Origin of the sequence: Verrucomicrobium spinosum DSM 4136 = JCM 18804 (assembly GCF_000172155.1) — a bacterium.
Taxonomy (GTDB): domain Bacteria; phylum Verrucomicrobiota; class Verrucomicrobiia; order Verrucomicrobiales; family Verrucomicrobiaceae; genus Verrucomicrobium; species Verrucomicrobium spinosum.
Genome location: NZ_ABIZ01000001.1, coordinates 2,729,107 through 2,753,878 on the forward strand (window position 1 = coordinate 2,729,107; position 24,772 = coordinate 2,753,878).

General features: G+C 60.5%; 16 protein-coding genes. 8 read left to right on the forward strand and 8 right to left on the reverse strand.

What is annotated here, in order from left to right:
- Nucleotides 1-65: 65 nt before the first annotated feature.
- The 4 genes from lepA to VSP_RS11145 form a co-directional block, all read right to left on the reverse strand.
- The gene (lepA, locus tag VSP_RS11130) at nt 66-1,865 is read right to left on the reverse strand and encodes a translation elongation factor 4 (RefSeq protein ID WP_009960656.1); all 1,800 of its coding nucleotides are present in this window, start codon (nt 1,863-1,865) and stop codon (nt 66-68) included.
- Nucleotides 1,866-1,934: 69 nt separating this feature from the next.
- Nucleotides 1,935-3,512 carry a CPBP family intramembrane glutamic endopeptidase gene (locus VSP_RS11135; protein WP_081452493.1) on the reverse strand — a complete coding sequence of 526 codons (1,578 nt, stop codon included), beginning with the start codon at nt 3,510-3,512 and terminating at the stop codon, nt 1,935-1,937.
- A 133-nt stretch (nt 3,513-3,645) separates the two neighbouring features.
- Nucleotides 3,646-4,113 (reverse strand): hypothetical protein, encoded by a 468-nt coding sequence (locus VSP_RS11140; protein ID WP_009960658.1) that lies wholly within the window; start codon nt 4,111-4,113, stop codon nt 3,646-3,648.
- 448 nt (nt 4,114-4,561) lie between these two features.
- Nucleotides 4,562-5,038 (reverse strand): Dps family protein, encoded by a 477-nt coding sequence (locus VSP_RS11145; protein ID WP_009960659.1) that lies wholly within the window; start codon nt 5,036-5,038, stop codon nt 4,562-4,564.
- A gap of 100 nt (nt 5,039-5,138) precedes the next feature.
- Between VSP_RS11145 and VSP_RS34950 the strand changes: the two genes are divergently transcribed.
- The 8 genes from VSP_RS34950 to VSP_RS11185 all read left to right on the forward strand — a co-directional run bounded on the left by VSP_RS34950 (nt 5,139) and on the right by VSP_RS11185 (nt 14,519).
- Nucleotides 5,139-5,345: a hypothetical protein gene (locus VSP_RS34950; protein WP_009960660.1), complete on the forward strand. Its 207-nt coding sequence runs from the start codon at nt 5,139-5,141 to the stop codon at nt 5,343-5,345.
- A gap of 85 nt (nt 5,346-5,430) precedes the next feature.
- Nucleotides 5,431-6,531 carry a tRNA dihydrouridine synthase gene (locus VSP_RS11155; protein ID WP_009960662.1) on the forward strand — a complete coding sequence of 367 codons (1,101 nt, stop codon included), beginning with the start codon at nt 5,431-5,433 and terminating at the stop codon, nt 6,529-6,531.
- 70 nt (nt 6,532-6,601) lie between these two features.
- On the forward strand, nt 6,602-9,211 hold the full coding sequence (locus VSP_RS11160) for a right-handed parallel beta-helix repeat-containing protein (RefSeq protein WP_009960663.1): 2,610 nt from the start codon (nt 6,602-6,604) through the stop codon (nt 9,209-9,211).
- A gap of 372 nt (nt 9,212-9,583) precedes the next feature.
- Nucleotides 9,584-10,120, forward strand: a complete 537-nt coding sequence (locus VSP_RS39270) for a DUF2059 domain-containing protein (protein ID WP_156345943.1) — start codon at nt 9,584-9,586, stop codon at nt 10,118-10,120.
- Between the two features lie 140 nt (nt 10,121-10,260).
- Entirely contained in the window at nt 10,261-10,752 is a 492-nt protein-coding gene (locus tag VSP_RS11170; protein ID WP_009960666.1) for a DUF2059 domain-containing protein, read from the forward strand.
- Between the two features lie 91 nt (nt 10,753-10,843).
- Nucleotides 10,844-12,049 carry an MFS transporter gene (locus VSP_RS11175; protein ID WP_009960667.1) on the forward strand — a complete coding sequence of 402 codons (1,206 nt, stop codon included), beginning with the start codon at nt 10,844-10,846 and terminating at the stop codon, nt 12,047-12,049.
- Between the two features lie 225 nt (nt 12,050-12,274).
- Complete coding sequence (locus VSP_RS42165; RefSeq protein ID WP_009960668.1) at nt 12,275-13,747, forward strand: hypothetical protein; 1,473 nt, start codon at nt 12,275-12,277, stop codon at nt 13,745-13,747.
- Nucleotides 13,689-14,519: a sugar phosphate isomerase/epimerase family protein gene (locus tag VSP_RS11185; protein WP_009960669.1), complete on the forward strand. Its 831-nt coding sequence runs from the start codon at nt 13,689-13,691 to the stop codon at nt 14,517-14,519. The genes VSP_RS42165 and VSP_RS11185 overlap by 59 nt, the downstream gene beginning before the upstream one ends.
- A gap of 70 nt (nt 14,520-14,589) precedes the next feature.
- Here VSP_RS11185 and VSP_RS11190 read toward each other — a convergent pair whose 3' ends face one another.
- The 4 genes from VSP_RS11190 to VSP_RS34965 all read right to left on the reverse strand — a co-directional run bounded on the left by VSP_RS11190 (nt 14,590) and on the right by VSP_RS34965 (nt 24,758).
- A complete protein-coding gene (locus VSP_RS11190) occupies nt 14,590-15,951 on the reverse strand; it encodes a DUF1552 domain-containing protein (RefSeq protein ID WP_009960670.1) in 1,362 nt (453 codons plus the stop codon).
- Nucleotides 15,952-16,041: 90 nt separating this feature from the next.
- The gene (locus VSP_RS11195) at nt 16,042-19,146 is read right to left on the reverse strand and encodes a DUF1592 domain-containing protein (RefSeq protein WP_009960671.1); all 3,105 of its coding nucleotides are present in this window, start codon (nt 19,144-19,146) and stop codon (nt 16,042-16,044) included.
- 377 nt (nt 19,147-19,523) lie between these two features.
- On the reverse strand, nt 19,524-21,566 hold the full coding sequence (locus tag VSP_RS34960) for an alpha/beta hydrolase (protein ID WP_198141360.1): 2,043 nt from the start codon (nt 21,564-21,566) through the stop codon (nt 19,524-19,526).
- A gap of 1,959 nt (nt 21,567-23,525) precedes the next feature.
- Nucleotides 23,526-24,758, reverse strand: coding sequence for a DUF4886 domain-containing protein (locus VSP_RS34965; protein WP_009960673.1), 1,233 nt, complete (start codon nt 24,756-24,758; stop codon nt 23,526-23,528).
- Between the last annotated feature and the right edge of the window lie 14 nt (nt 24,759-24,772).

Genomic DNA, 24,772 nt, shown 5'->3' on the forward strand with positions numbered 1-24,772 from the left:
AAAGAGGGAGGGGCGGTGGCCTGCCCCTGCACTGACGCACCAGGAGCAGCGTGATGAGGGGCTGCTCAATCCCCGGTCTTGAGCACCTGGATGAAGGCCTCCTGCGGGATGTTGACGCGGCCAATGGCTTTCATGCGCTTCTTGCCTTCCTTCTGCTTTTCCAAGAGCTTGCGCTTGCGGGAGATGTCACCGCCGTAGCACTTGGCAGTCACGTCCTTGCGCATGGCGCTGATGGATTCGCGGGCAATGACCTTGCCGCCGATGGCGGCCTGGATGGCGACAACGAAGAGCTGCACTGGGATGACCTCCTTGAGTTTGGCGGCGAGAGCGCGGCCGCGGGATTCCGCCTTGCTGCGGTGGACGATGCAGGAGAAGGCGTCCACGGGCTCACCGGCGATGAGCATGTCCATCTTAACGAGGTCGGACGCCACATAGCCTGCATGTTCATAGTCCATGCTGCCGTAGCCGCGGGTCACGCTCTTGAGCTTGTCGTTGAAGTCCACGAGGATTTCGTTGAGCGGCAGCATGCACTGCAGCATCACGCGGTTGTCATCGAGTGTCTCGGTGTGCTGCACGTCGCCACGCTTGTCCATGACAAGTTGCATCATGTCTCCGATGTACTCGTTGGGCACCATGAGGAAGATCTTCACCATGGGCTCGCGGATTTCCTCGATCTCCGGAACGGGCGGGAGGAAAGAGGGGTTGTCCACGATGACCAACTCACCGTTGGTCTTCAGCACCTCGTAGATAACGCTCGGGTACGTGGAAATCACGTCCATCTGGAACTCCCGGCGAAGGCGCTCCTGGATGATCTCCATGTGGAGCAGTCCCAGGAAGCCGCAGCGAAAGCCGAAGCCCAGGGCGGCGGAGCTTTCCGCCATGTAGCTGAAGGCGGCATCGTTGATCTGCAGCTTGCCCATCGCCATCTTCAGCGACTCAAAGTCATCGGTGCTCACGGGGTAAATGCCGCTGAACACGAGGGGGTGAATTTCTTTGAAGCCAGGGAGGGGCTCGGGGGCGGGCCTGCGAGTCTCTGTGACGGTGTCGCCGATCTTCACATCCGACGTGGCTTTCACGTTGGCAATGATGTAGCCGACATCGCCGACGTGCAGCTCTGGCACGGTGGACATCTTGGGGCGGAAGACGCCGACATCCTTTACTTCATAGTCCAGTCCGGTGGACATCATGCGCACCTTCATGCCTCGCTTCACGCTGCCGCTGAAAATTCGGACATAGGAAACCACGCCGCGGTAGGCATCGAAGACGGAGTCAAACACCGAGGCGCGCAGGTGTTCTTCACCGAGGGACGTGGGAGCGGGGATGTACTTCACCACGGCCTCCAGAATGTCCTCAATACCGATGCCCATCTTGGCGCTGGCCGGCACGGCTTCATCGGAGGAGAGCTGGAGAATGTCCTCCAGCTGCTTTTTCACCCGCGGCACGTCGGCGCTGGGAAGGTCGATCTTGTTGATGACCGGGATGACGTGCAGGTTCTGCTGCATCGCCAGGTTCAGGTTGGCGACGGTCTGGGCCTCCACACCCTGGGACGCATCAACCAGGAGCAGGGCACCTTCACAGGCTGCAAGGGAGCGTGAGACTTCGTAAGAGAAGTCCACGTGTCCCGGGGTGTCTAGAAGGTTGAGTTTGTAGGTCTTCCCGTCCTTGGCCTTGTAGCTCATGGTCACCGGGTGCGCCTTGATCGTGATGCCACGTTCGCGCTCCAGATCCATGGAATCGAGCAACTGATCTTGCTGCTGACGCTCTGAGATGGTCTTCGTGAACTCCAGCAACCGGTCGGAGAGAGTGGTCTTCCCGTGGTCAATGTGGGCGATGATGGAGAAGTTGCGGGTCAGTTCGATGGACATCAGAGGTCGGGGGGACGGGAAAAAGGGGGATGAGACTTAATCGCTGAACTGCAACTTGGCAAGGGGGGCTTATCCGCCGGAGAAGTGGGAGAGGAGGGTGACGGCGAGGTTGCTGCCGGCGTGCACGAACATACTGGCGGCCAGTTTCCCGGTCCGCTGATACACCCAGCAGAAAAGCAGGCCGTAGAGGAAGACATGAACGGTGCCGTTCACGCTGTAAAAATGGGACCCCGCGAAGACGAAGCTGGAAATCGCCATGCCAACCAGGGTGCCCCACCGGGCCTGCACGGACCTGAAGATGAAGCCGCGGAAGATGATCTCCTCGACAAAGGGAGCCATGAGCACGCTCCAAAAGATGCTCAGGGGGAGTGCAAGTTCGCCTTGGTCCGAGAAGGACCGGCTGAGGCCATCCAGCACGCTGGAGGCGGAGCCCAGGCACGCCAGACCGGCATCGACGAAGTGGAAAAGCCACGGCAGCAGGCCCATGCTGGTGACCCCTAAACCGAGGTAACTGAGCGAGACGAAGTCGCGATTCAGGAAACCAAAGACCTCGGCCAGTCGCGAGAATCGGGGGCCATATGTGCTGCAGAGAGGGAGCAACGGCAGCGCAGCCATCGCGGTGGCCCAGCCCAGCCAGATCCACGTGTTGGTCTGCCACGCCGCGTATTCGTCCACGATTGACCCAATCATGGCCGCCACCCAAGGGTACAGCGAGGCGAAGACGTGTTGATTCAGCCAGAGTGCCGCCAGTGCCGCCAGGGCGAAGGTGCCGACTACGCGAGGGCCCGGCCAGAGCCGATAGAGGCGGCGATGGGACGCAGGTTGCTTCAGGCGGGGCCGGGACAGGGCCATCCAGGCCGCCGGAATGGCCAGCAGCCCCAGCACCGTGAGATCTACCAACACGATGGCGGCGAACACGATGTTGCCCATTGCGTTTTCCTGGGCCTTCCGGAGAGCTGGTTGATCGATTCGGTCCTGCAGTTGGTACTGGGCAGCGAGAAATGCCACCCACCAATCGACCGGTTGCTTGCGGAGGTACTCCTCGAAATCGTTGCGTTCGCCTTCTGCCAGCGGGGTGCCATCCACAGCGCCTTTTACATAGCGGTAGGTGGGCTCTTTCCGTCCTTTCTCGCTGACGGATTCCAGTGCCTCAAGAGCAATTTCCTTCCAGTCTCCTGAAGCATCCCCTTTGTCCTGACTGAAGCGCAGGCTCACCAAGGCCAGGTCCAATTGCAAGAGGTCCGATGAATATCCTTCTTCTTCCACGGACTTGAAGGTTTCATAGACATCGTCTGGGATGGCTTCCAACTCGAGCATCCACTTGATCAAGCCCGGCCCGTTGTACCCCTCCTGAGTGTACTCGTCATGAACGAGCATGGAGTTGGCGATGTAGTTGCGGAACGCCTCTGAGGTGCTTGCGCTCGCGCCTGAGCCGCCGTTCCACGACCATTCCGTCGCCCACCAGATGGAAAGGATGACGGCGGTCAATGCCCAGAGTTGCATTTCATGCACCAGCCCCATGCCACCCTGAACTTGGCGATTGGAGGAGTGCCCGGTGACGTTCCGGTTGCCGTGGGCCGCGGGGTCTGGAGGAGAAGACGAGGGTCTGGGTTCTATGCCAGATTCGTCACCAGAGGTTGGGGGCATCCTGTCGTCCTACTGGAAGTTTCACGACTGGACAAGTGAAAGCGCTTTTACGGCGAGCTGCTGACCAGCATCGCCGATAAACCTGACCGCCGCAGGGCTCAAATCCAGAGCCTCGCTGCGTCCGCCATGCTGCTCAGATTGAAGCAGGCTCTGCGTGGGGCGATAGTCGCCACACGATGCGCACCCGAACTTCTTCCGGGCTATTGAGCCGGAGATCGGACTCAAACGCCTCCTGCTGAGCACGTCGTGTCAGGTGCCGGAGATCACGGCAGCGGAAATTCACCGACTCCTGGCGGGTTGGGAAATCTTGGGCAGTGGTTTCAAGACCAAAGGAGGGCTCCAGCACACGACGAAGCCGAAAGAAAAGCAGATAGTGCTCGCTTTCAAGGCGATTGCGCGCGGCAAAGAAGGCGGAAAGCACGGTCTGGGCGGAAGCCTGGCTGTCGAGCAGCATCATGCGGAGATCGAGGACTTCATCCGCGGCGGAAGGGGACACTTCACAAAGCAACTGGGCGGCCAGACGGGCAGCATCAGCTCGCCATCTTGCCAAATGCCGCCGGGAGCCGGTGGCCGGGGAAGAAACGCCAGTGTGAACTTGCATGCTAAAAGAAGGATCAGAAGCGTGAGAATGCAAATGAAATCGTGAGAATGGGTCTCAGTAGCCTGTGCTCAGTGACGAAACGGTCAAATAATGTCCCGTCTTGCGAGGAAATTGAGCGTGGGGCGGTGGAGTGGTGGAGGAATGGAGGAGGCGGGCTGCGGTGGATGTTAAAGGGTGGCTGTCCGTCACAAGGCACCTTCAAAGCGGTGATTCTCCCTCCAGTCCCAAAATCCTGCTGCGCGGGATCAGGTATTGTGGGCAGTGAGGTGAGGGGGACGAGGCGGAGCCATTTGCATCGCAGGCGATTTGAGATGGCCCGCGATACCCAAGATCAGCATTGCCTGGATTCCGCCTTCATCTCGAACCCCCAACAACAGAAAAGACCAGCTCCTGAGAGCTGGTCTTTGGTAAGGGATTGGTCAAAACCTGAGCCGCTGTGAACCAGCGCTTACAGATTTTTGAGGTAGCTCTTCAGCATCCATAGAGTCTTGTCGTGATATTGGATGCGCTTGATCGCGAGGTCTTGCGTTTCAAGGTCGTGGGCCTGCTCAGCGGTGTCGCGAAGTTTCTTCGCAGACTCGTTGGTCGTCTCGTTGCCTTCGATGATCGCGGCAACAAAATCTTTGGCAGGAGCGGCTCCGACAGGGGCACCAGGGATGGAACTGGCTTTTGCAAAGACAGCCAAGCCGCCGGGGGAGTAGTCACCCAAGGCGCGAATGCGCTCGGCAATTTCGTCAACGGCTTCGAAAAGCTCCTCATACTGTTTCTGAAATGCGCCGTGAAGTTCGAAGAAAGCAGGGCCTTCCACGTTCCAGTGAGCGAGGTGAGTTTCCGCCATGAGGCTGTAGGAATCAGCAAGCAGGGTGGAGAGGGCGGCTGTCACTGCGCTCTGGGTTTTACCGGGAGAAGTTTTCGTGGTGCTCATATAGCTAAATACGTTATTGAGAAAGTAGGTGGTTGTTGAGAATGGTGCAACCGATGATTTCGCTGTAACTTGCTGGAATCTGAATTAGGATTGAGAATCTATGTCAAGAACACTGTGCGACTGGAGCAAGAAGGATATTCAGCGGCATGCCGATGAGCTGCTGGAGATTGTCTCGCCCCAGCTTTACCTCTGTGAGAAGTGCGCCCGCACGGCATGCGATGACCGGTACCTGTGCCGGGGGGTGGAGATTGCCAAGCTGCGTCGCCGCCATGAACGTGAACTGGCGCATCAGGGGCATGATGATTGACGGGTCGTGTTGTTGAGGTGAGATGTATCAACAGATTGATTGAAGAACTGGAAGAGTGGTTTCCCAAAGGAGCAGTGATCCGGTAATGTTGTTTCCTGAAGATGAACCGGTTGTGGCGCAGCCTGTTGCAACAGAGCTCCCGGTGAAAGAGTTCGAGGGTCTTATGGCGCGACCGGGCCCGGTGCTTGCGCTGGCCCCCATGCAGGATGTGACGGATCTGCCCTTCTGGAGGCTCATGGCGGACTATGGTGGTGCGGATCTCTACTATACCGAGTACTTCCGGGTCCATGCGGACTCCAATCTTGAGAAGCCGATTCTGCGGTCCGTGACGGAGAATCCCACGGGACGCCCTGTGGCGGCGCAGATGATCGGAAACGACATCGCCTCGCTCGTGCGCACCGCACGGGAGTTGCAGGAGCATCCCATTGCCGCTGTGGATCTGAATCTGGGCTGTCCGGCCCCGGTGGTGTACAAGAAGTGTGCCGGGGGCGGTCTGCTGCGGGATCCGCGTCATGTGGATGCCATTCTGGGGGCGCTCAGGGATGCAGTGGTGAAGTGCAAGTTCACGGTGAAGACGCGCATTGGCTTCGATGACGCTGGCGTGTTCGAGCAATTCCTCCCCCTCTTCGCAAAGCACGACATTGACCTTCTGACCGTGCATGGTCGTACCGTGGCGGAAATGTACCGGAGCGAGGTGCACTACGACTTTATCGCCCGTGCTGTGGAGGCGATGAAGTGCCCAGTGCTGGCCAACGGCAATGTCTCGTCAGCAGCGAAGGCTGAGGAGATTCTCCAGTTGACGGGAGCCCGCGGCCTGATGATCGGGCGCGGGGCGATCCGCAATCCGTGGATGTTCCGGCAGATCCGCCAGCATCTTGCCAGGCAGCCGGTCATCGTACCAAGAGGGGGGGAGGTGCTGGACTACATTCATCGCCTCTATGAGGCTGTGACCAGCCCGGAGGTGCCGGAGACGTTGCAGGTACAGAAGATGAAAAAGTACCTGAACTTCCTCGGCCTGGGGGTTGAGCCGACTGGAGCATTTCTGCATGCCATGCGACGCACCAAGACCAAGGCGGAGCTTTTCTCCGTGTGTGCGAGCCACCTGGAGCACGAGGAACCGATGGCGCTGGAGCCCTTTAGTCTGGAACTCAAGGCCACCGACGTGATGGCCGGGGCGCATTTATAGGAAATCTCAGTACCACTTGCCGGGTTGGTGGCTCTTTGACAAGGCGGCCTTGCTTCACAGAGTGGGAGGCATGCATCACCTGTACCGCTTCCTGGTTCTCCCGATTCTCCTGGGGGCCTCGCCAATTGTGGCCGGGGCCGAGTTTCACGTTTCGCCCTCGGGCCTGGACACGGCGGCGGGCACGGAGGACGCTCCCTTTGCGACCCTGATCCGGGCGAGGGATGCCATCCGGGAGCTTCGCAAGAAAGCCGGGCTCAAGGAGCCGGGCCGGGTGGTGGTGCATGAGGGGATCTACGAAATGCAGCAGCCGCTGGAAATGGACGTGGTGGACGGACGGTCTGACGGCCAGCCAGTGACCTGGGAAGCCGCGCCGGGGGCAAAGCCCAAGTTTATCGGGGCGCGAAAGGTGTCGGGCTGGACGCCACATGAGGGCAACATCCTCAAGGCAGACGTCGCCAGTCTGAACTTGAGCAAACTTCAGATCCGGCAGTTGCTGCTGGATGGTGAGCGCCAGCCGCTGGCGCGCTATCCCAACTTTGACCCTGCCAATCCGCTCTACGGTGGCTGGGCGTTTCTCACCGAACTGCCGGAAGGGGCCAGTGAGGGGCATGTGTGGAAACGGGAAGGCTATGTGAAGGAGGCGGACGTGCGCAAGTGGTCCCGGCCGGAGGAGGTGGAGCTCTTCATCTTCGCCCAGTACGGGTGGTGGAATTTCATTGAACCGGTGAAGTCGCTGGATCCGGTGACTCGCAAGCTGACACTGGCCAAAGACTGCGGGTATGACCTGCACCCGCACAATCGCTACTTCTTCCAGAATGCACTGGAGGAGCTGGATGCCCCTGGCGAGTGGTATCTGGACCAGAAGAGCGCCACGCTGTACTTCTGGCCGCCCAAGCCGCTGGATCAGGCAGACGTTCGGATTCCGGTGGTGGAGAGCTTCATACGCATGCGTGCCGGGGTGAAGGGCATCACCGTGCGCGGGCTGTCCTTCCTGGGCTGCAATGGCACGGCGGTCACCATGGAAGGCACGGAAGACTGCCTCGTGACCCAGTGCGTCATTGAGCACTGCGGCAGCATGCGTGGCTCCGGAGTAAGTCTGCAGGGTGGCAAAAACAACCGGGTGGAGCGCAATGAGATTTCCCATATTGGCAACACCGGCGTGGGCGTGGGGGGCGGGGATCGCAAGACGCTGGTGCCGGCCAACAACGTGGTGACAAACAACCACATCCATCATGTGGGCGTCATCAACAAGAATGCCGCAGGGGTGGGTCTGGGTGGGGTGGGGAATGTCGTGACGCACAACCTGATCCACGACGGTCCGCGCATGGGCGTGCAGTTCAGTGGAAACAACCTGGTCATCGAGTGCAACCATATTCACCACGTGATGCTGGAGACCCAGGATGGGGGCGGCGTGTACACCGGTGGGCGTGACTGGATCAGCTCCCGGGGCACAAGCCTGAAGTACAACTTCATCCATGACATCGTGGGCGTGGGGCAGGAGTCTGCCGGGCTCAAAGTGCCGTTCTTCGCCTGGGGCATCTATATGGACGACAATGCCGGTGGACTGGACATTGTGGGCAACATCGTGGCCCGCTGCTCCCGCGCAGCCATTCATCTGCACAATGGGCGGGATCACCACATCCTGAACAACATCTTTGTGGACGGGGGTGAACGGCAGATTGAGTTCAACGGCTGGCGGCCTGAGCACAGTTACATCAAAAACCACCTGACCACCATGGTCGAGGGATGGTCCAGTGTGAAAGACCTGCCCGCATGGAAGGGGATGCGCGGCATGGACATCGATCCGCGGAACGCCTTCTTCCCTGACCAGACGATGATGAGCGGCAATGTCATAGAGCGAAACATCGTGGTCTGGAGCAAGCCGGAACTGCGCTATGTGGATGCCCGTAATTGCCTGCCGGAGCACAATCTCTGCGACTACAACCTGGCTTGGAATGGCGGTCAACCGATCCGCACGGCGGTCTCCAAAGTGGGCCCCGATCAGGGCGATGACCTGCTGGCTGGAGCAGGCAGCTTTCAGGGTGTTGCTGAGGGTGCCACCCCCAAGGGCTGGGGATGGAACCACAAGCCTCTCAAAGAGTTGAAATCTGCGGTGCAGGGTGGGGTGCTGATGACGGATGGGGCGGTCAGCAAGGATCCAAAAAACCCCCACAGCGTGATTCACAGTCCCTTCGTGCCCTTCAAGGCGGGAGCTTCCTTTCGCGCCCGGTTGAAGGTGCGCTCCACCAAGCCGGAGGCCAAGGTTTCGGCCGCGTTCATGATGTTCGTAGCTGGCAAGGGCTACTGGGAAGGGGCGCGTACGGAGATCCACCTCACGCCCGAGTGGCAGGAGGTGGAAGTGACCGGGGCCATGCCCCGTGAGACCGATGGAAAGTGGAAAGACTGGATGAGCCAGTTTTGTGTGAGATTCGACTTCCCCGTGGAAGGGGCAGTGCTGGAACTCAAGGATCTCAGCATTCGTGAGGCGGGTCCCATGGACGAATGGAGCGCCTGGCAGAGCGAAGGCTGGGACATGCACTCACTGGTGGCGGATCCGCGCTTTGTGGACGCCGCCAGGGATGACTACCGGCTCAAGCCAGAGTCCCCAGCCTTCAAGCTCGGCTTCAAGGCACTCCCCTTGCAGAAGATCGGGGTGGTGGCGGAGGGAGAGGAGAATTAGGAATAGCAGCTGGGGGAGGTCGGATTCGGACCATGGTCAGCATGGCGACTGAGTCGGCAGAGAGCCTTTGGCGATGTTTCAGCGTGGTCCAACGGTCCCCGTCGGGGAAGTGAACGGAGGGGGATCGCATGGAAGTATTGGGGACGTGCTGGCCGTCCCAAGGCCTTCGGTCCCAAGGCACTCCTAGGACCACAGCAGATCCTGGCATCCCCTGACGCACCCACCTCTGGACTCACGCTAACCCTTTGGTGGTACGGCTTTTCTCGAAACGATAAACATTGCTTGCTAAATAGAGGCGATATGCAAATTATGAATAGTCCAATTTCTTATGCGAGTTTCCCCCCCACTCGTCACTAGCTCTTTGCCCAGATCATGAGAAATCTTCTGTCTGTCGTCGCTGCGTTGGTAGGATTTGCAGGAGTTGGCATGGCGCAGGTGCCCGCGAATGATGTCAATCCTCCGGCGGGAAGCCTGAAGGCAGCGGAGAGGCTGGCTGAGGTAATGAATCTGAAGGGGCAGATGGGGGGCGGCTTTGAAGCACTCATGCCGATGATCAAGGGCATGGCGGACAGCATGATGATGGCACCAGAGGAGCGGAAGGCCCTGGAGAGCACCTTTCGCGACTGGTACTTGGAGGACTTCGACCACGCCAAGATTCTGACAGAGACGATCAAACTTTACGCGAGCACTTTCTCTGAAGAGGAGTTGATCGTCCTGGCGGAGTTCTACAGCACGCCAGCTGGGCGGAAGGCACTGATTGTCATGCCGGAACTCATGAAACGCAGTGTCGTGATGGCGGCTGCGGAAAGCCAGGCCAAGCGGGAGCAGTTGAAGGTGCGCCTGGACCGACTTTTCACCGAGAAAGTGAGTCTGGCTCTGGAGCCCAAGGCGGGGCAGCGTGGGAGCTGACAGGCGGCAGGACGATTGCCGGCAATCAGTGCTTGTCAGGCTGGGGTGGGCAACGGCAAGATGAACGCGGAATTTTTCCGCTCACTCACGTTCTCCCTTATCCTGCCGGCTCCAGTGCCAACTGGGTCGCACTCAAGCTTATGAAAATGCTGCTTCCACTCGTTGCCATCGTGCTCGCATTCACCTCTGCCAACGGGCAAGAGCCAACGTCCGGTGCCCTGAAGGCTGCGGAGAAGCTGGCGGAGGTCATTGATCTGAAGGCTCAGATGTCGAGCGGCTTCGAGGCGATGATGCCGATGATCAACAATATGTCGGAAAAGATGAAGCTGAATCCGACGGACTCCAAGGAATTGGAGGGGATCTTCCGCTCATGGTTCATGGAGGACTTCGACCACGCCAAGATCTTCTCCGAGACCATCAAGCTCTATGCGGAGAATTTTACCGAGGAGGAGCTTACCGGACTGACTGCCTTCTATGAAAGCCCCTTGGGCCGCAAGTCCCTCACAGCGCTGCCCCAGTTGATGAGGAAAGGGGCGCAGCTCGGTATGGCAGAGGGGCAGGCCAAGCAGGAAAAGCTGCGCGCCCGGCTGGAGCCCTTTTTCAAAAAGCACGCTCCTTCAGGAAATCCCTGAGTGTGAAGTCTCTGGGGGGCAAAAAAGTTCGGCACCCATCGACAGGGGGAGGCGTACACCCTAAGCGCCTCCTTCTCGCAAACCCCTCCGCATGTCCAAACCCCCGCTTCCGGAGCGCCCCTTGCTGCTCCTTCTTGCTGCCGTCCAGTTCACGCACATCCTGGACTTCATGGTCATGATGCCGCTGGGGCCGCAGTTGATGAGACTGTTTCAGATCCTGCCTCACCAGTTCAGCAATCTGGTGGCTTCCTACACGTTCAGTGCGGCGGTGGCGGGGCTACTTGGTGCATTTCTGGTGGATCGATTTGACCGGAAGGTGGCCCTGCTCTTCTGCTATGCCGGATTTCTGTTGGGGACGTTGGCCTGTGCATTGTCGCCCACCTATGAAACGCTGCTCATGGCACGCATCGTGAGCGGGGCCTTTGGAGGAGTGTCAGGGGCGATGGTATTGACAATCGTGGGCGACATCGTGCCGCTGGAACGGAGGGCTTCGGCCATGGGTATCATCATGTCCTCCTTTGCGCTGGCCTCCATCCTGGGGGTGCCGGTTGGTCTCTGGCTGGCGGCGGTGTGGAGCTGGCATGCCCCGTTCCTCATTGTGGTGGCAATGGGCTCGGTGGTGTGGTTGGTGACGTTGCTGCGTTTTCCCAATCTCCGTGGGCATCTGGCCGCAGCGGGGCAGCACACCAAGCAGGCCATTGCGGGCCTGTTTGAGTTGCTGACGAATCGCAACACCCTCACCGCTCTGGGATTTATGATGGTGATGGTGTTCGGCCACTTCGTTATCATTCCCTTCTTAAGCCCTAGCATGGTGGCCAATGCGGGGCTGGCAGAGAAGGATCTGTCCTACTTTTACCTGGCAGGGGGTGTCGCCAGCTTTCTGACGTCGCCGGTGGTAGGACGAATGGCGGATCGCTATGGCCGTCTGCGGCTTTTTGCGATCATGATCGTGGGAGCGCTGCTGCCGGTGTACCTCATTGCGAATCAAGGGCCGTCTCATCTGGCGGTTATCATGTTGGTAGCGGCGCTCTTTTTTGTGTTCGGCGGCGGTCGGTTCATTCCGGGCCAGGCGATCGTGACCTCAGCGGTGCCAGCGCGTCTGCGCGGCAGCTTTATGAGCCTGAACAGCAGCGTACGCGACCTCGCGGCCGGGGCGGCTTCCATGCTGGGGGGGCACATCGTGGTAAAGGACGCGCTCACCGGCAAGCTCCTCCACTTTCCCACGCTGGGATGGATCGCGATCGCGGCCAGCCTGGCCAGTGTGGCGCTGGCTTCTCGTGTGAAGGCGGTGGCCTAGCCATGGCCCCACCTTTGGTCATGACTGTTCTGTGCATAGTGTCTTGAAGATGATGCCGGTGTAACTGCGTCATCCAAGACGCTGCCACAAAGGGTGCTTGCAACTTCGCAAGGCCGAGTTCGGCTGGATGAACGATCTTTCAGAAAGGGGATGAGCCCGCATAGGTCTCACTCTGCTGAGAAGAGCGCATTCGGTTGGTGGATTTAATTGTCGTTTCTCCTGATCATGGAACTTAACGTTCAACAGCGTCGCGGCTTTTACGCAGGGGACGCCATTCAACGCCGGATCGGGGAGTTTCTCGGCGGAAGGTTCCCAGATGGGGGGACTGCCGTGTACTTCGCGCCCGGCACGGAGTCTGAGTCGATGTATCGGCGGCGGTATCCGTTGAAGGAACTGCCCGGCTGGCTGAACGGGGGATCTGAGATCAATCGTTCCCTCTGGGATCACGAGTATCTCCTGGCCCATCTGGACATTGAGTACGTGAACTTCGACCGGCCTGGGGAGATTTACCTCGATCCGGAACGCGGCTTTTCCCTGCAACAGCCTGTGCAGCGTGCGGTGAAGGACATTCTTTTCTCTTACGGCATCCGTCCGCTGCATTTGCTGACCGGGCGGGGGCACCATTTTGTGTGGCAGGTGCGCAGGGAGAGCGAGGTTTTTCAGAAGCTGGCCGGGTTTGGCCGGCTTTCCGACACGCTTGAGCGGCTCTATGAAAACTCGCCCGCGCCCACTGGGGAGCTCGTGGAGCCTGAACTGGGGAAGGCCTTTGCCGGTCTGGGGTTGGTGATGGAGTATCTGGCCCATCAAGTGAAGACGGTGGCGGCGGGGGAATGCGAGATCCCGGTGGAGATGGCGGCAATAGAAGTGGGCGCGGATGATCATGGCCGTGAGATGGTATCGGTGGACATCACAGAGTATGCCGATCCGCTCATCGCAAGGGCGGTGAGGGTGCCGTTCAGTGTTTACCTCAAACCGCGACAGCAGACGTGGAAGCTGGGCTCGGAGGCGGTGGACAGCATGCCTCCCATCTTCAGCATTCCCATGCCAGCCGGCGTGCGGCTGGGGCGGGCCTTGCAGATGATGCGGGAGGTGGGAAAAGTGAACCGGCTGGCGGAGAGATCTTCCACCCGCATCCCGGATGCTTCAGAAGCCATGGAGCGCCTGGTGGAGGACTATGCGGTCTCAAGGTTGAGGAAATTTCACGACTGGTTTTATGAGGCCGAGCATGATCCGGCAGACAGATGGCCGGAAACCTATGACCGGACAGATCTTTCTGAAGTGCCGCCATGTGTGCGGCTCATCCTGGAGAAGCCCAACGACCTGCTGCTGCGCCCGGCCTGTGCAGAAAGGGTGGTACGAGTGATGCTGGCCCTGGGCTGGCATCCCAGGCACATCGGTGGACTTATCCGCTCCAAGTATGAGCGTGAGCATCATGAGTGGGGGGAGCAGTGGTTTCTGTGTGACCCCGCGACGCGTGCGGACTTCTACGCCCGGCTCTTCAGCGGTCTCTTTGCCACAGGGGTCGATGACTTGGTGGACTTCAACTGCCGCTCCGCCCAGGAGGAGAATCTTTGCCTGGTGGCAGATTGCGGGCATGATATCGGGCGGTTCCGGGAATCACTTTTACACAGGAGGCAACATGAGAGACTGGGCCATCGGCCTTTCCACGGGCTGTTTCTACCAGAAGAGCATCTTTGACTGTCTGGAAACGATTGGCTCCGGAGGGTTCAACCTCGTGGAGATCTGCTCGTTTCCTGCGCATTTGAACTACCACGATACGGGTGCGGTACACCGGGCTGCCGAGAGAATGGCAGACCTCGGGATCGAGGCGTACTCGTTCCACGCCCCCTTTGCCGACCACATCGACATTACCTCCCTTGACGCGCAACGACGTGAGCAAGGGGTGAAGGAGGTACTGGTGGCCGCAGAAGCCGCCGCCGTGCTTCGAGCGCGGCATTTTGTGATTCATCCCGGGCCAGAGCACGCGCTCTATCCTACAGGGGACGAGCGATGGTGGCGGCTTGAGCACGTGGCCCGTTCTCTCAGCGCCATTGCCACCCGTTGCCAGGAGCTGGGGGTGTTGTGTGTCCTGGAGAACAAATTGTCCCACCTGCTGTTCGGCAACATCCCAGATATGATGTGGATCCTCGGTGCCATGACGACCACGCACGTCGGTGTGTGCCTCGACACCGGGCACGCCTACCTTGCCCGCAATCTGGACAGCGCCATGCACAAGCTCGCCGGCTATTTAAAGATGATGCATGCCAGCGACAATGCGGGCCACCATGACGACCACCTGCCTCCCGGAGAGGGTCACATCGACTGGGTTAACGTCCTGAGGAAGCTTGATGACAGCGGCTTTCAGGGCTCGATCATGTTGGAGATCGCGGGAAGAGGCGAACCGCATGAGGTGATGGCCGCAGCGCGGAAGGCCCGGAGGTATTTGCGGGATCAGGAGAGGAAATTGTAGACAGGATTAACAAGATTTCTGACAGATTTACAAGATGGGCCGGCTGGCGGGTGCTTCCACCCGCTGGCCGCTAAGCCAACTCCGGCAACGCTGAGTCCGCGTCGCCGAACTTGTGCATCTTCATGCCCATGCGTTCCATGACGGAGAGGTGCAGGCGGCAGAGCTTGCGGTTCTCGTTCTGGCTGTAGTCGAGCATGCGACCGCCGCGGATGGTGCCGCCACCGCCACCGGCGAGAAGCACGGGGAGCTGGCGGGAGTCGTGGGCATTGCCGTCCCAGAGGCTGGAGCAGAAGAGAATCATGCTGTTGTCCAGCAGCGAGCGTTCACCTTCGTTGGTGGCATCCATCTTCTGGAGGGTCTCGCACATGAGCTGCATGTGGTACTCGTTCACCTTCTGGTACATGGCCAGCCGTTCTGGATCGTTGGCGTGGTGGGAGAGTTCATGCTGGCCGCCCTTGATGCCGCCCAGGAAACCGAAGTTCATCTGGGAAAGGTCATTGTTGAGCATCATGGTGGCGATGCGGGTGCGGTCCATCTGGAGGGCCAGCACCATGATATCCAGCTGGAGGCGCAAGTGATCGCGCACGTCAGCAGGGATGCCTGCGGCGGGGCGGGCAAAAGTGGGGGACTTGATGGCAGGTGACCAGCCATTGCCGTCGGTTTCCTTTTTGCTGAAGGCGTCGGCCTTTTCGATCCGTTGCTCCAGTTCGCGCACGGAGGTGAAGTACTCGTCGAGCTTCAGGGCATCGCGGCGGCTCACTTTGTTGCGCAGGCTGTTGGCATCGCCGAGCACGAGGTCGAGCACGCTCTTGTCACGCTTGCGCTTGGAGCCGTCGTCAAAGAGCTGGTCGAAGGCCTGCTGGGGATAGATTTCCTTGGGTGCGGGTGCAGTGGGGCTGCTCCAGGAAATGTAGGCGGAGTAGATGGAGGTGTAGCCGCTGTCCGTGCTGTACTTGGGACCTTCCGTGCCCAGAACGATGCTGGAAACAGGGGTGTTCTTGCCCAACTCCTGGGCCATGAGCTGGTCCATGGTGGTGCCCACCTGCACATCCGTGGTGGTCTGCTTCACGGTCAGGCCGGAAAGCACGTTCATCTTCGGATAGTGACCGCCAGGGCCGGCCACGGTGGTGGGATTCCACAGACCTTTGAAGACGAGAAGCTTGTCCTTCACCGGCGCCAGCGGGCTGAGCGTCTTCATCAACTCCATGCCGCCGGGGCCGTTCGTCGCGCCCCAGTGGTGAGGATTCACGCCGTTCCCCATGAACATGGCGGCGAACCGGCGCGGGGCTCCCTTTGCCGAAGGGGTGGCGCTGCCCCAGGCGTTCATGGATTCCAGCCAGGGAAGGCCGAGGGCGACGCCTGCTCCACGGAGGAAATGGCGGCGGGACAATCCTGAGGAACGACTGACGGGGCGGGTGTTGAAGGAGCTCATGGGGACAGGTTCGTGTGCAGGGATGGGCTTTTTTTAGCGGGGAAAGGACGGCGATTCGGTTATAGACTATTACGCAACACGGGAGGGCGGTTATTCATTCCGGCGGTGCTGGAACTGGCGGCTCTGCACCAGGGTGAGGACCGCAGCAGAGAACCGGCCGCCGGACTTCTTCATTTCCTCCTGCATGGCGGCGAGGAGAGGCTTGTCGGTGGGCAGCACATTGCGTCCCAGAGCATAGCCCACGAGCTTGCGGCAGAACACGGCGTTGAATTCGTCTTCGCGGGAGCTGAGATATTCCCTCAAACCCGTCAGGCCCTTGAACGAGGCACCGCCCCTGACCTGGGCGGAGTCATCAATGGGCTGGCCGCCATCGTCCTGAGTGCGCAGGCGGCCGATGGCGTCATAGCCCTCCAGCGCGAAGCCCAGGGGGTCGATCTTGTCATGGCAGGAGGCACAGGCCTTGTCAGCGCGGTGCGCTTCCAGTCTCTGGCGGAGCGTGGTGGCCTTGGCGGCGCTGTCATCCAGCTGGGGTACATCCGGCGGGGGCGGCGGGGTGGGGGCACCCAGCACCGCGTGCAGCAGCCAGTCTCCGCGCAGTACGGGGCTGGTGCGCTGGGGATAGGAGGTCTTTGTGAGAATGCTGCCCATGCCGAGGATGCCGCCCCGTTGGTAGGGGCCGACAGCCACCTTTTTGAACTCACTGCCGGTGACATTCGGGACGCCGTAGTGTTTGGCCAGGCGTTCGTTCAGGAAGGTGTAGTCTGCGAGGATAATTTCCTTTACCGGACGATCTTCACGAATGAGGTAGGCGAAGAACTCCGAGGTCTCGCGGTAGAGGTCGGCCCGCAGTTCAGGGGTGAACTCAGGAAACTTCCCGCCGTCCACCGTGCTGTGCTTGGAGAAGCCGTTGAACGACAGCCACTGTCCGGCGAACTCGTCTGCCAGAGCGCGGGCTCGCGGATCACGCAGCAGACGCTGTACTTCCGCGGCAAGGGTGTCCTTCTTGAGCAGACTGCCATCCGCGGCGGTCTGGGTGAGCCGGGAATCTGGCATGGATGACCAAAGGAAATAACTCAACCGGGCGGCCAGCTCCCATGGCTTCACCGGGTGCTCGCCGGGCTCATTGGCCTCCTCCAGCTTGAACACAAAATCCGGGGAGATGAAGATGCGCACCAGGACCTCCCGGGCAGCGGACTCACGATCCAGGTCGCGAGTGCGGGCGTCCGCGTAGAGCTGGGTGATCTGCTGCTTGTCACCCTCCGTGAGCGGGCGGCGCCAGGCTTTTTTGGCAAAGTGCAGCAAATGCCCCTTCAGATTCTCGTCCCATTCATTAAGATCCTTGGGATTGGGCTTGAGCGATCGCACCAACCTCCAGTCGGTGAGCATGCGGGCCATGCGGTCCTTCTCTTGTGGAGAGAGGAGAGAGGCGAGCTGCGCATCACTCAGGTAGTAAACGCCCGGGCCTTTGCCGCCGCGTTGGAAGTTGCGCGAGACCTCTTCCATCCGTCGCAGGTACTCGTCTGGGAAAGCAGTCTTCATCCGGCTGAAGTCCGCCATGGTGTTGCGGGCGGCTTCCGTCTGGCGTTTCCAGAGCGTGAGCACTCCCGGGATGATCTTCTGCGGGTCGGGGGCATGGCCGACGACGGCCGTCCATTGCATGGTGGCGAAGTCGCTGTCCGGTCCCTCAAGCACCAGTCTGCCCTTGCCGCGGAAAAGGGTGGCATCCTCTGGCAGAGGGAGGGGAATCACCTGGGGTGCCTGCACGACGAGCGTGTCCGCATTCACGGCGGGACCCAAAGGGTTCTTGCCGAATTGGGCCAGCACTTTCTCACCCGAGGTGATGCGTTGATTCAGAGTGTTGGCATCGGCACCGGGAGTCTGGACGGCTTTGCGATCCACCTCCAGCTGGCGGCGCAGCCACACGAGGTAGGGTTCCGTCTTCTTGCCACGGGTCACCATCAGCTCTGTGAAATGGACCCAGTCCCCACGATTGCCGTCGCCAAGATCACCAGCAACGAGTTTCACTTCTCTGTGCCCGGTCACTTCCCGGACGAAGCCATAGGGCCGCAATCCATCGGCATCCTGCTGCATACGTTGCACGCCGGTGCCGGGGCGCTTGGGGTCCCACCATGAGCGACGCTCTGCCTGAATGGCGAGGATCTTCTCGCGGACGACTGAGGGCACTTCCCGGGGCTTGGCTGCATCGGGGCCGGGCAAGTCCTTCCAGGCATTGCGGGTGATGTCCAGGAACCGGGAGTTGCTTTTGTCGTTGTTGAGCATCGTCCACCAGTTCTCCAGAAAGGCGGGGAAGAGTGAAGCCTCTTTGGCCAAGGCCTCCAGGGAGGTGGCTCCGGTCTGCTCACGATGTTTGAACTTCCAGCAGGCCAGCATGTAGTCACCTTCGCGCATGTCGTCCCCATCCTTGGGCAGGTAAGGGGCCGCCATCTTCTGGTACCAGACATACAGGGACTGCTCCGCCTGATCCCGGATCTGCTCCGGTCCGCGAAGGCCGACGCGCTGGCTTTGGAAGCTGATGCCGCGTCCAGGCAGGATGCTGGCGTGATCGGCAAGTTGCCGGGCCGCGGCCAGGTACTTGTCCAGCTGCTGGGGACTGACAAAAAGCACGTCACCCACGTTGGAGAAGCCTTCGCCGCCCCCGCCATCGGGCAGGAATTCCTTGGCAAGCTTGTAGTCCTGGCCTGTGAGGTCGCGAATCGTGTTGTCGTATTCGGAATTGGTGAGCCGTCGGATCGTCACCACGCCGGGATCGCCCGCATTGGCCAGAGCGGCAGACTCAAGCGAATGGTTCAGCCACGCCATGAGGCGGGCTTTCTCCTCGGGTTTCGGCTGGGGATCATCCTCAGGAGGCATCTCTGCGCCATGCATGGAGTCCTTGACCTTCTTCCAGAGTTCGAACTCGGTGCCCACCTTGGGATCTGCGTCCAAGGTTTTGAGATTCACGCCGCCCTTGGTCTTCTTCCCGCCGTGGCAGTCATAGCAGTACTGCGTGAAGAGGGGGCGAATGTCCTTGTCCCAGGTGGCTGTGGCAGACGGTTCAGCGGCTCCTGCCAGACCGTTGGGGCTGGCGCTGGCGGCCAGCACTGCCAGCGCCATCGAGAGGCGAGGACGGAGCAGGGCACTTGATTTGGAGAGGGGAGCGGTGGAGCGAAGCGGATTCCAGGTGGGGGCAATCATTGGGGGAAGTCATCTGAACGTCCTGCCGTATTTGGGGGAACACGGGAAGACGGGGAAGGCAATCAGACCAGGGCGGGTTCAGTGAGGAAGCGCTGGGGAATGCGGTGGAAGAATACGTCTTGAAGCAGGGGGTGTTTCAGAGGTGATGTTTCGATTTGCAAGTAATGGGTGGGCAGGCGTCCCCATAGGAAGGATGAATTCGGATGTTTTTTGGACGGGAAATGTGGGGGACGCTGCCTCAGGGGTGGTCCGACGGTCTCCGTCGGGATGGAAGGCACATGGGCGACCGAAAAATATCGAGGGCGTACTGATCACTCAGTACGCCCCTCTGTCGCCTTCTGCCTCAGCCGGGAAATGGGCGGCTGGTGCTATGTATTCTAGGTATTCATGCCATCCATGGCACCCCAAGGCTCAAGGTTCTCCAGTTTCTTGTCTTGAAGGGCTGCGTAGATGTCCGGCAGATCGAATTGCTTCAACACTCCGGGAAGCAGCGCGGCGTAGGGCCACTTGTAGTCCTCTGTGGTGGCGATGAGCTCGTAGGACACCAACGCGTTTTTCAAGGTGACCTGGGTGACAGCAGGGGAGAGGAGGGCCGCGAAAGCGGCTGCAAGTGCCCCCCAGCCGCGTCCGGCGAGATGAATGTCTTGATGGCCCTGGGCCTTGAGCCAGGCAATGACCCGGAGGAGGTCGCCGACTTTCTGGCCCAGATAAGGGCGGTCCAGCATGATGGCGTGGGCAGCGAGGAAATAGTCACTGCCGTAGGGTTTCAGGAATTGATCCGCTCCGCAGGTGTCCGGCTGGGACTCGCCGATGCCTCGCACGTCACAGGCATACACGGCGGCGTCCACCAGTTCTGCCACGAGGGGTTCGGAGCGGAGTTCCGCATCAGCGGAACGGTGGGCGACGTAGAGAATGGCCCGGGTGCCGCCTTGCGGGGGACGCGAGACAAGTGAGGCGTCGTGGAGCCGGGTGACGAGGGCCTGGATGCCGGGCTCAGTTTCCACCGCATAGGTGCTGCTGCCCTTCGCGGGATATTTGCGCCCGCTGGACGGGCGGAGAATGCGGTACTCAGGAGCGGTGGTGCCGAGTGCTGCTACAGTGAGTTTAAGCGTGCTCTTGACGGCCTCCACGAGTTTGGGGCCGGTCAGGCGGGGCCGGGTGGCGGCGAGTTGTTTTGCGGTCTCGGCAGTGAGTGAAGATACGGTTCGAGGCTTTAACTCACTGATCTGCCCGCTCGTGGTGCACCAGAGCGTCTCGTCCTTTTCGATGACGAGGTCGGGCTCGCTCGTGACGGTGGACACGCCGGTCACCTTGTTGAAGAAGCGGTACATGGCCTCGCGGTTCTCCCGGGAATAACCGTGGTAATCTGAACCGATGTGGAGCTGGATGTTTTCCGGCTTGCCCAGGAGAGCGTAGAGATGCTTGAGGCGCTCATAGGCCTCCATGCTGCCTCGCACATCAAAGAAGTCCTTCTCTTGCGCCACAATGACTACGGGCTTGGGGGCCATGGCAGCGAGGAAATCACTGTGGTCCAGGCCGAGAGCCAATGCGGCAGGCGGGCATTGCTCCGTATCGGCGGGCAGCTCGTTCTCCGCGTTGCGGCGGAAGGTGGTGACGAAGCAGGCGGGCGCGGCCATGGTAAAGCGTGGGTCCAGTCCGCAGATCCACGTCGTCTGGGTGCCGCCACCGGAGTTGCCCGTGAGGCCGATTTGCCTGGGATCGACTTCAGGGCGGGTGAGCAAGTAGTCCAGAGCGCGAATGCCATCCCAGGCAAACCAGGCACCCAGGAACTCGCCCACCAGTGCCTGTTGATTGCCGGATTGGATGTGTTCGCTCACCCCGGGGCTGAACCGGGATTTCAGCGTACCTTCGGCCAGATACTGGAAGCGCTCACCCTGGCCAATGGGATCAATGATGAAACAAACATAGCCAATGCGGGCGAGCCCTTGGGCAAAGCTTTGGTAGGCGTCGGCTGCTTTGCCGTTGAGAGAGTGTCCGCAGACTCCAATCACTCCGGGCATTTGCCCCGTGCGGCCGAGGGGCAAGTAGAGGTTCCCTGTGACGAGCAGGCCGGGGCGGCTTTCGAAGATGACGTTCTCAATCCGGTAGGTGTCGCGTTCGACGGTCCGGGTGACCCTGGCGTTGAGGGGCGTCTTTGCTGGCTCCGGTCCGAAGCAGGTGCGAATGCGATCGCGCACAGATGCCACATAGGCTTCAGCATCGGCTTGAGTCTTGAGGGCCGCCCGTTTCTGATTCTGTTGGGATTCGACCGCACGCACCTGGTTCACCAGCCATTCCTGCATCATGCGGGGAAAGCGATTGAGCGGAGCCAGTGCAGGGGTAGCCGCGGCTGTGGTGGCGGGGGATGGAGTCGCGGCAGGCGCTGCGGCAAGAATTCGGGCACCCGGGGCGGTACTCAAAAAAGCTGGGGCGAAAGGCAAGCCAACAAGGCCGAGACTTGCTCGACGCAAAAACTCACGTCGCGGAGAATCCGGCGAGGCTTCAGTGGACGAGTCAGTGCGGGAGCGGGGAGGGGAATCGGCCATGGGGCGAAAAATGAGAGGTTGGAGATGGCGGAAAGCTGGAAAGCGAACGGCGCAGGAGAGTGCGTGCGAGGCGAATGCATCACTACCAGACAGGTTGAGGGGATCTATCCTGTTGAGACCGAGCCGGTCAGAGATGGGTGGGAATTGGGTACAAAAGTACTGGGAGAGGGATATGGGAAAAGGGAAGAGGGAGAAGGGGGTTGGTGATGGTTGTGGAATGGTCGGGGTGTGTGACGGGGGCTTGCGGAGGCGGCAGGCAAGGAACGGGCAATTTGAGACAAAACGGTCAACATCCGCCGGAGCTTTTCCACTCGCCCACCCCGCCTGCCTCCGCCTACAACCGGCTGATCCCAGCGGGGATCTAACGTCGGACGAGCCCTGAGCGAGTCAACGGTGGGTGCCTCTGAAGCGTCTGCAATGTTTCCCCGTAGAGCACGCCCAAGTGCCCAAGAGAATGCTTCCCGGCGCAGCAAAGTAGTCACAGGCTTCAGCCTGTTCAGTCGCGCTACCCACGTCTCCCAATACCGGGCTAAAGCTCTGCACTACGTTCAGCTGCCTTCCCGGGCGTAGTCCGGTTGTGCCAACCGGCTTTGGCAGCGGAGCGAGGAAACGCATCCGGCTCTTGAGCGTGATGAGATCTGCTGCTGCCTCAGGGGTGACGCGTGGCAAGCGGGGCGCTTGCCCTACAGCGTCAGGGGTGGGTTGGGTGTGCGAAGGTCTTTGGGGGTTCTGTTCCCGACCCCGGATACAACCACCCTGGGTCTGTAGGGCGACCGCTTCGGTTGCCTCAGTCAGGGGTGGCGCGTGGCAAGCGGGGCGCTTGCCCTACAGCGTCAGGGGTGGGTTGGGTGTGCGAAGGTCTTTGGGGGTTCTGTTCCCGACCCCGGATACAACCACCCTGGGTCTGTAGGGCGACCGCTTCGGTTGCCTCAGTCAGGGGTGGCGCGTGGCAAGCGGGGCGCTTGCCCTACAGCGTCAGGGGTGGGTTGGGTGTGCGAAGGTCTTTGGGGGCTCTGTTCCCGACCCTGGATTCAACCACCCTGGGTCTGTAGGGCGACCGCTTCGGTTGCCTCAGTCAGGGGTGGCGCGTGGCAAGCGGGGCGCTTGCCCTACAGCGTCAGGGGTGGGTTGGGTGTGCGAAGGTCTTTGGGGGTTCTGTTCCCGACCCCGGATCCAACCACCCTGGGTCTGTAGGGCGACCGCTTCGGTTGCCTCAGTCAGGGGTGGCGCGTGGCAAGCGGGGCGCTTGCCCTACAGCGTCAGGGGTGGGTTGGGTGTGCGAAGGTCTTTGGGGGTTCTGTTCCCGACCCCGGATCCAACCACCCTGGGTCTGTAGGGCGACCGCTTCGGTTGCCTCATCAGGGGTGGCGCGTGGCAAGCGGGGCGCTTGCCCTACAGCGTCAGGGGTGGGTTGGGTGTGCGAAGGTCTTTGGGTGCTCTGTTCCCGACCCCGGATTCAACCACCCTGGGTCTGTAGGGCGACCGCTTCGGTTGCCTCATCAGGGGCGGCGCGCGGCAAGCGGGGCGCTTGCCCTACAGCGTCAGGGGCAGGTTGGGTGTGCGAAGGTCTTTGGGGGTTCTGTTCCCGACCCCGGATTCAACCACCCTGGGTCTGTAGGGCGACCGCTTCGGTTGCCTCATCAGGGGTGACGCGTGGCAAGCGGGGCGCTTGCCCTACAGGGCGTCAGGGGCGGAAGCGGGCATGCGACTTGCCTCAAGCTTGTGGAGTGCGTGAGCATCTCTAAACTTGGTGACTTGGCGGGAAGGCGAGGCCTGCAGACGCTTCAGCGTGTGCCTCCTGACGTCGACAACTACGGCCGCCTTCGCAGATCATCAGGCAGAGGGGCAAAGCTCTGGAGCCGGTGAAACTTGAGGCAAGCTGAAGGAGAATATGCTGGCGAGGATGCTGGAAGGCAGGAAGTCCATCCCGCAGGCGAAAGCGGTGATGCTCACCGCAGTCCCAAAGCGGCTGCGCCGCCAGGTGGAGGAGGTGATGAGATTGGAGCGGGCAAGACGGCTTGCGACGTCGGATAAACACAAAATAGGCGTGGCGTCAGTTGACCGTGCACGCCTTAGTGAGTGAGTGAGTGAATCTACGACTTGCTTGGCAACGGTGAGTTGCGCTGTTGCGGTCTCGATGCCTCTTGCGGCCACGGCTTTGTGCGCAGTCTCCTGCAGATAGCGGGCATCTTCGGCGGTCAGGCCTTTGGGCACATAGGTGTTGCCCACGCAGCTTTGTTTGAAGAGCACTTCAAAGAAGCAGCAGCCTCCGAGATACTCACCGGCGATGTTCGCGTGATGACCGTCCATGGCCAGGGTGGTCTTGCCATCCTTGCCCTTCTTCCACTGCCAGCCCATGTGCAGGGAGTGCTTCTGATTGGGCAGTTCGCCCTGCTTCGCGGCTTTTGGATTGAAGGCAGTGTCCGGCTGGAAGCGCCATTGAGGATCGTTGTCTGCGATGTGAAAGGCGTCGCCGGTGGGGATGATGCGCAGTCCGCCGAGTTCCCTGGCAATCGTGTTGTAGGCGCTCGTGAGCCCTGTGTACATGGCCTCCTGGGTGGCAGGTTCACCGGGCTTCTCGGACGGCTTGGTGAAGCGGGGATCATCCACCCGGTAGGCCCAGGTTTGATGCACCACGATCTCGGAGTTGGGGGCGAACTTCTTGATGTAATCACGCAACTCACTGGCGGAGGGCCGGTAGTTGGCAATGTCGTGGCTTTTGATGCTGGCCATCTGGATGGTGACGACATCCCATTGATCGGCAGCGAGCCACTCTTTCAGGCCGCGCTTGTTGGTGTAGAGCCCCTTGGGATCCTTGGGATTGGCTTCATGCAGCTTGGCCTTGTCCAGGTGCACTTGCATGCTGGCCCCGCCGATAACCAGCGGCGTGTGGATCAGGGTCTTGCCACCGGCCTTGGCCAGGCCGGGAAGATGCTTGGTGGCGTTCGCGGAAAAACTATTGCCGACCGTGAGCAACTTGACGGTGGACGGTGCGGTCTCTTCTGCGAGAAGCTGTGGGGCACAGAGGATGAGGAAAGGGAGGAGGAGAATGGCGCGACGGAGCATGGGAGCGGTGACTG

What these genes read in the sequence shown, in the direction of transcription:
- lepA (WP_009960656.1), bottom strand. Translation starts at nt 1,865, where the DNA reads ATGTCCATCGAACTGACCCGCAACTTCTCCATCATCGCCCACATTGAC.
- VSP_RS11135 (WP_081452493.1), bottom strand. Translation starts at nt 3,512, where the DNA reads ATGCCCCCAACCTCTGGTGACGAATCTGGCATAGAACCCAGACCCTCG.
- VSP_RS11140 (WP_009960658.1), bottom strand. Translation starts at nt 4,113, where the DNA reads ATGCAAGTTCACACTGGCGTTTCTTCCCCGGCCACCGGCTCCCGGCGG.
- VSP_RS11145 (WP_009960659.1), bottom strand. Translation starts at nt 5,038, where the DNA reads ATGAGCACCACGAAAACTTCTCCCGGTAAAACCCAGAGCGCAGTGACA.
- VSP_RS34950 (WP_009960660.1), top strand. Translation starts at nt 5,139, where the DNA reads ATGTCAAGAACACTGTGCGACTGGAGCAAGAAGGATATTCAGCGGCAT.
- VSP_RS11155 (WP_009960662.1), top strand. Translation starts at nt 5,431, where the DNA reads ATGTTGTTTCCTGAAGATGAACCGGTTGTGGCGCAGCCTGTTGCAACA.
- VSP_RS11160 (WP_009960663.1), top strand. Translation starts at nt 6,602, where the DNA reads ATGCATCACCTGTACCGCTTCCTGGTTCTCCCGATTCTCCTGGGGGCC.
- VSP_RS39270 (WP_156345943.1), top strand. Translation starts at nt 9,584, where the DNA reads ATGAGAAATCTTCTGTCTGTCGTCGCTGCGTTGGTAGGATTTGCAGGA.
- VSP_RS11170 (WP_009960666.1), top strand. Translation starts at nt 10,261, where the DNA reads ATGAAAATGCTGCTTCCACTCGTTGCCATCGTGCTCGCATTCACCTCT.
- VSP_RS11175 (WP_009960667.1), top strand. Translation starts at nt 10,844, where the DNA reads ATGTCCAAACCCCCGCTTCCGGAGCGCCCCTTGCTGCTCCTTCTTGCT.
- VSP_RS42165 (WP_009960668.1), top strand. Translation starts at nt 12,275, where the DNA reads ATGGAACTTAACGTTCAACAGCGTCGCGGCTTTTACGCAGGGGACGCC.
- VSP_RS11185 (WP_009960669.1), top strand. Translation starts at nt 13,689, where the DNA reads ATGAGAGACTGGGCCATCGGCCTTTCCACGGGCTGTTTCTACCAGAAG.
- VSP_RS11190 (WP_009960670.1), bottom strand. Translation starts at nt 15,951, where the DNA reads ATGAGCTCCTTCAACACCCGCCCCGTCAGTCGTTCCTCAGGATTGTCC.
- VSP_RS11195 (WP_009960671.1), bottom strand. Translation starts at nt 19,146, where the DNA reads ATGATTGCCCCCACCTGGAATCCGCTTCGCTCCACCGCTCCCCTCTCC.
- VSP_RS34965 (WP_009960673.1), bottom strand. Translation starts at nt 24,758, where the DNA reads ATGCTCCGTCGCGCCATTCTCCTCCTCCCTTTCCTCATCCTCTGTGCC.